This window comes from Bradyrhizobium sp. WSM4873 (assembly GCF_055811355.1).
This window is the reverse complement of the sequence record NZ_JBVVPS010000080.1, coordinates 1-6185: the sequence shown is the minus strand read 5'-3', so window position 1 is coordinate 6185 and position 6185 is coordinate 1. Positions and strand designations below refer to the sequence as shown.

The 6185-nt window shown below is 57.2% G+C and carries 4 protein-coding genes and 2 pseudogenes; all 6 read right to left on the bottom strand.

Features of this window, described 5'->3' with window-relative positions:
* Nucleotides 1–27: 27 nt before the first annotated feature.
* Nucleotides 28–450, bottom strand: coding sequence for a ParB N-terminal domain-containing protein (locus tag AC0L21_RS37685; protein ID WP_473267029.1), 423 nt, complete (start codon nucleotides 448–450; stop codon nucleotides 28–30).
* A gap of 3659 nt (nucleotides 451–4109) precedes the next feature.
* On the bottom strand, nucleotides 4110–4352 hold the full coding sequence (locus AC0L21_RS37680; protein WP_456765757.1) for a PilZ domain-containing protein: 243 nt from the start codon (nucleotides 4350–4352) through the stop codon (nucleotides 4110–4112).
* Between the two features lie 3 nt (nucleotides 4353–4355).
* Nucleotides 4356–4646 (bottom strand): PilZ domain-containing protein, encoded by a 291-nt coding sequence (locus AC0L21_RS37675; RefSeq protein ID WP_473267027.1) that lies wholly within the window; start codon nucleotides 4644–4646, stop codon nucleotides 4356–4358.
* Between the two features lie 19 nt (nucleotides 4647–4665).
* Entirely contained in the window at nucleotides 4666–4887 is a 222-nt protein-coding gene (locus AC0L21_RS37670) for a hypothetical protein (protein WP_473267025.1), read from the bottom strand.
* A gap of 116 nt (nucleotides 4888–5003) precedes the next feature.
* Nucleotides 5004–5888 (bottom strand): annotated as a pseudogene (locus AC0L21_RS37665) (IS3 family transposase); the annotation flags it as partial.
* A 9-nt stretch (nucleotides 5889–5897) separates the two neighbouring features.
* Nucleotides 5898–6185: pseudogene (locus AC0L21_RS37660) on the bottom strand (IS110 family transposase); the annotation flags it as partial.

Genomic DNA, 6185 nt, shown 5'->3' with positions numbered 1-6185 from the left:
GCCAAGCTCGACTTGCTGCAGGCTCGGCTAATCGGTGCCACATGACCCGTGTTGCACCAAAATTGCATCAGAGCCAAATTTGAACGCCGATTGACAAGCTCGTTTCGCCGCGGTGAGGCGGGCGTGTCCGGCGATGACTATAGATCGTTCATCCACCAGCAGGGGCGTTGTGAATCCGAACTCCTCGAAACTGCCCTGCAGAAGTGCAATCTGATGTTCCGGATGCTGCTTGGCGTTTCTCTGGTTGACGACCAGGTCATCGACATGAACGAATTCCACGCATTCAGCGCGGATTCGTGCATCAACGTTGATCCTGTGATCTGATCCTAGCGGGACCGGTCGTTGTTCGTCGGGTAGGGGGTTCGGTACGAAAGGTTCATCATCGACGTGGATGACCTCCGGATCCGTTTTAGCGCTGCTCTTTAGCGCCGACTTCGCGTTCTTCTTCAATATAAGTCTCATGACAGCCTCTCATAGATATGGCTGTCACCTGAGAGTGTGGTCTCGAGCGACAGCCGGTTAAACCGACTTCACCCACTTTCCACATCCTCCTTGATGTTGTTTTCGACTAACCGCGACCAAAGTGGCACTGCCCCGGGTGCAGCTTCGCGGTGTCTAGGAGCGCCTCATACTCGCTCCGGATACGGCGCATTTAGTCCAGCCCGCTGTCCAATTGAAATACCCCCGGTTAGGACACGAGGGAGATTTAGGAGGCCGCGCAGCGGACTTCAAGGGAGAACAAATGATATTCGAAATCTGATCCTCGGGCCCGGATTGAGCGACGAAGGAGCGGGCCTACCTTTTTGCTTTCGGACTTGCGTCGGTGATGTGCTGCCATTTTGCATCCAAGAGTCCGTGAGAATGGGCGAAAACATCGCTTCGGTTTTCCCGTGTCCTCGTTAAATTTCCCTGCTCTCACCTCCGCAATTCCCTGCTCGCATCGCTGTTGTGGAGCCAAATCGCCCAGCAAATGCAGCAGCTAGAGCAGATTTTCTCATTCTCAGGCGTGAGAATTCGAGGATATTCCCTGCCGAGCAGGGAATTGCACGGTCGCTCATCCGGTAGCCGCTTTGCGTCGCCACCTACAAAACAGCGTATGTCTATGTATCGCCCTCGATCGCGGCCAAGGGTGCCGATACAACGTCCGGACCTGCTTTCGCGGGCGGTCTAAAGGTAGCCACGCAATCGTGTGGCCTTTCGCAGACGTGTCCAGGTGATTTGATCAACAGCCTCTGCAGATCTGAGTAGCCCGCTTGAGTTGTCGGTTTTCCTGGTCCTGTTCGATGGACTGTTCGAAAGAGTCCGTCGCAGGTGAACGATTACTCACGGGCGACAAGGGGGACTGTCCCTTCGTCGGTTTGAGCGAACTCTTGGGCGTCTGCACCGGTAACCGCTTTTGTCTGAGGTTGGATTTCATCTGAGCAGCATCTGGGTCTGGTCCCAATCCGTCCCAGGAGGAATGCGAACGAAGCTGGGAAGCCGTTTGCGCATCCGCTGCTCCTGCCAAGCCCCCAACGACAATCGCAAGCACACCCAGGCGCCTTAGCTCAATGTTGAAGCGTCGCTGCCACCAGCGAGGAATTTCGGCGATAATTTCGGCGTCTAACTGGGAGAGATGAATGCACATTTGAAAAACCGAGTGGGATGAAAGGCCCTTATTGAAGCGTACTTGCCGCGCAAGTACAAGCGGCTCTACTTCTGCGTATGATTGACCATGCGGGGAACTTCTTGAATGCATGACGAGAGCGGCGTCGTGGTCGCGGCGGTGAGTCCGCATTCAATTTCCACAAGTTGGTCGCTATCACGACGGTTTCCGCCAATGGCTTGGAGCTCCGCACCCGATCCGACGCGGAGCCGCGCGCCTCGGCGGCGCCGTGGATAGCCGGCTCGTGAAGAATGCGCCTGTGCGGGACGCAACAGGTCGGCCTATTTGTATCAGCGGCCGGGCAACTACTGCCCTGGGGTAGGTTGAGGTAGGCAGAGTGCCCGGCCGCCGGATCGCGGGGTTACCGCGACCGGGCATATCATGATCGCGATTCGGTCAAAGATCTGCTTATTTTCGAAATCAGAAGATTAAATAATTAAACGGGATGTGTCGCCTAACGTACCCACTTGATGGCAAACCAACCGCTGCCGCGCGCCCCTTGGCCGAAGCCGAGCTCCTGAGACGGCCCCGGCCACAGTGGCGATCGACCCGCAGGATGCAGACATGCGGGTCTTCATGAGCCTGATCTGGCGGCGCGTTGTTAAGGAAGCGGCTAAAGCTGCCGGGGATCATCGCTTTTACATGGGGCGCTCGGCTACGCTTCGGCCGGTGTCGTATTGATCTTGACGACCGATCAGATGACACGCCCTGCTACGATCGAAATAAAAACCCGCCGACCTTGGGGGCCGGCGGGAGTTGCAGATAGCGAGAGGCGGACACCAATCGCTCCGGTTTGTTTACGACTGAATGCAGAGCCCGTGAACTGCTCCTCTCCATTCATCCTTAATGTCTTTATAATAATCTAAGCTTTGGGACGGGGCCGTGGGGGACATACGCGGCCTTGTGCTTGGGGGGAGGCCCGCCAACTGCCCAGCCCCGGCGGGCCTTCCCTCACCAGTTTGACGCACGTTAAGCACAGCTCTGGTTGCCTCCGCCGCGCAACAGATTTAATTTGAAATTAGCTAATTCGGGCGGGTAGGATCTTGCGACCGGGGCTGGCAGATATTTCACTTAGATCTTTTTCACCCGGATTTTTTCGACGATCAGGGCCGCAGCGGTCCCCCCGCTGCGGCCTTAGTCGTGAGAGCTCTCTAACGTAAACCGTCAGGCCTCAATTCAGTTGGCGGCGTAGCTCCTCAACAATAGCGCGCTGCTGATCGATTTCCTCTTCAACCAGCCGCCGAACTTCCTCAGCGCGACGGATTGGGTCGAGACTTGTTCGGCGGGTCCGCTCTAACCCAAGGCGGGGCTTGTCGGACGTTATGCCGCTCATTTTAGGTCGTCGCATTTTTTCCGGCCTCAGCCACCGCTTCGATCAGAACCGAGCACTTTTCATATTCCTTCGCATCGCCGGCAACAGTCCCGCGAAGCTCTCGGCATTCGCCGCCATCGAAGAACCACCTGGTTGAGCCAACGGCGACGATCACTTTGCATTTGGGGCACGGCACCTGCATCGGCGCAATATGCACTCAGAGTCGGTTCGTTTCCAGTCAGTAGTCCAGAGAGAAGCAGGTCAGGAGATCTGTCCAAAGGGGAGGCATGGTAGGCCTGAGGCCCCGGGCTATCTTCCTAAGGTCCTTAGTGCGCATACGCATCAGGGGCGAAGCTGTGGTCCAACCGTTCGTGCCTGCCGCCGGCCAGAAGAAGGCCCGCCGACCGCAGCGCGGTACTCGGCAGCACTTAAACCACGCTTTCAAAATCGTTGCCTTGTTTGGCAACCTCCTAAATTGGCAACCTCCTAAAGCTTCCTCGGCGGAAGCAGTCAGCTTCCTTTCAAGATAATGGATGTGGGGTGAGGGCATAATGATGCGGTTGCTTGACCGTCATTCCGCTCGATACTGAAACCAACGCCTAGCCCACTAAATTGGTGAATATGGTGGTCTTTGTGCGTGATTAGAACGTCCGGCCGCAACTGACGCCCGACGCATGGTTTCTGTTTTGCCATTGCGCAACAATTTGGATCCGGATCAGCAGATAACGGTTGGGTGAATGAAGTCATAAACTCCTCGCTCGAAACAGTCCTGAAACGACCGGGGTTTACCTCTCTACATTGAAGGGGATTTCAAATGATCGCGCTCAAGTTAGTTGCTATCGTGCTTGGTGCAGGCGTTTTCTTCTCCTTGTGGTCCGGCGATCTCGGATCCGACGTTGTCCTCGCCATCATGGCTTGCGTGTCCTAGCGACATATCCGTCGCCCTCGCGGCCGGTGCGCTCACATTAAGTGAGAGGCACCGGGCCTGCCGATCTACGGCTTTCCCCCTGAGGTTCGGCTACGTACGCACGAAACAGCCTTAGCAACAACCGTCGGACTAGCGCGCTCGCCAATGCGATATGCGAGCGATGTCACTCCCGGCTGCTCCCAACCAGAGCGCCTGAGGGCAAGATTGGCGGACGTCTGCGCTGCTCAGTCAACGAACTTCACGCCGATCCGGCTGCCGCTCGACCATACCAAGCAACAGTTCTTGATGGCGCGGTTGTTCTCGATCATCAACTTGAATTGCGGTCTTGTAGATCGCGGGTCTGCCAGCTCAATCGCAGCTCCTTCTTCCGAGATGTTGAGCACGCGGCAACGGACACTAGATCCATCGCCGAAGATGTAGGCGATCTCATCGATCTCCGCGCGGTCGTGTTTTCGACGCTCGTCCACTGATCAGATCTTTCGATGGTCGTGTAGAAAGGAGATGCCAATCTCCTCGCCATTGACCCATGCCAGCTCGCAGCGCCGATAGGCAACTCCTCTGGTTGACAGCACCAAGAAGAATTCCTTCAGGGCTAGTCCGTCGAGACTTTCGATATGGAGCTTCGCACCTGCCTGGGAAACGTCAGTCATTTTACAAGGCCGGCTCCAGGTCCCGTCGATAGCAAGGATGTGAACATCGATGGGTCGCGAGAACACAACCCGCGATGATTGACGATTTTCCGTGTCAGGGCTAGATGACATCTTAGTATCGAATGCCGCTTCATTCGCTCTGTTCCGCCACTTGTTGGAGCAGTTGAAACTGTCGAGTGACCTGCAACGCTATTTCGGATCGCTCCCTCCGTAGCGCGGCCTCTTGTTCAGAAACGTCGTGCCCGTCCCTTTCGAGAACTTGGATCAGGATCTGCTTGTCTTCAACCGCCCGATGGCGCGCGGCAATCTCCTGCGCCAAACTGGCCAACTCCAAGTTAATTTCCGAGGGCATCGCAATCTCCTTGCCAAGCATTACTCGCTTATAAAAATCGGAAGTTATCTGTTATTTACTGCAAAACTCTTACCTGGCGCCTTTGACGTGATCTTCCCCCGAAATAGTGGACGGGTTTAAGCGGCTTTTAGCTCCATTTCGATCGGGGCGATGTATCCGATGGCGGAATGGAGCCTGGTTCGGTTGTAGAAGCCCTCGATGAAGGCGACGATGTCGCGCTGGGCCTCGGCGCGGGTGTTGTAGTCGCGATGATGGACGAGCTCGGTCTTCAAGGTATGGAAGAAGCTCTCCATCGGGGCGTTGTCGTAGCAATCGGCCTTGCGACTCATGGATGCGGTGATGTCGGCGCCGGTAAGAGCATCGCGATAGGCGTGTGAGGCATACTGCACACCGCGATCGGAGTGATGGATCAACCCAGCCTGAGGCCGTTGCTGCTGGACCGCCATGGTCAGCGCCGCGGATGCGAGTTCGACCTGCATATGATCCCGCATGGCCCAGCCGACGATCTTTCGACTGAACAGATCCATGACGGCCGCCAGGTACAACCAGCCCTCCGCGGTCGGGATGTAGGTGATATCGGCGAGCCAGACCCGGTTCGGGGCCGGAGCGGTGAAGTCGCGCGCGATCAGGTTCGGTGCGATCGGCAGGTCGTGATGGCTGTCGGTGGTGCGCACCCGACGCGGTCGCGCCATGATCGCTCGAATGCCATATCGACGCATCAGCCGTTCGATCCGGCCGCGGCTGGCGCCATGTCCCTGCGTCCGCAGAGCGGCATGAACGCGAGGACTGCCGTAGCGTCCGCTGCTGTCTCGATGGACCTGCCGGATATCGGCTAGGAGGATGGAATTGGAGGCCGCACGTGCGCTCACCGGGCGCTCGCGCCAGGCGTAATAGCCGGCCGGCGAGACCTCGAGCACGGCACACATCAGCCGCACCGGATAGGCGTCGCGATGGTCCTCGATAAAGCGAAAGCTCATGTCCGGGTTCCGGCGAAGATCGCGATCGACTTCCTAAGAAACAGCCGGATTGGCGTCGCCCGGGATGGCCTGCAACACGAAGCCTAGCGATTTCGCCCGGCGCTGTAGGTTGGCGAGGATACGGCTACGATATTGCTGCTCATATTGGTCTGCACCAGGATCCCTGTAACTGATGCCGTGCCGGAGTGTGTTGTAGAATAAAACCGCAATCTTGCGAGCGGTCGCCGTCACGGCCTTCGATTTACCCGCGCGTGAGGACAGCCGACGATAGAATGCTCCAAGCGCTGTCTCGCTCCGCCCCACGGTTGTTGCTGCCAACCG

Excerpts from the sequence above, each read along its gene's own strand:
- AC0L21_RS37675 (WP_473267027.1), bottom strand. The coding sequence starts at position 4,646 with ATGTCATCTAGCCCTGACACGGAAAATCGTCAATCATCGCGGGTTGTG.
- AC0L21_RS37670 (WP_473267025.1), bottom strand. The coding sequence starts at position 4,887 with ATGCCCTCGGAAATTAACTTGGAGTTGGCCAGTTTGGCGCAGGAGATT.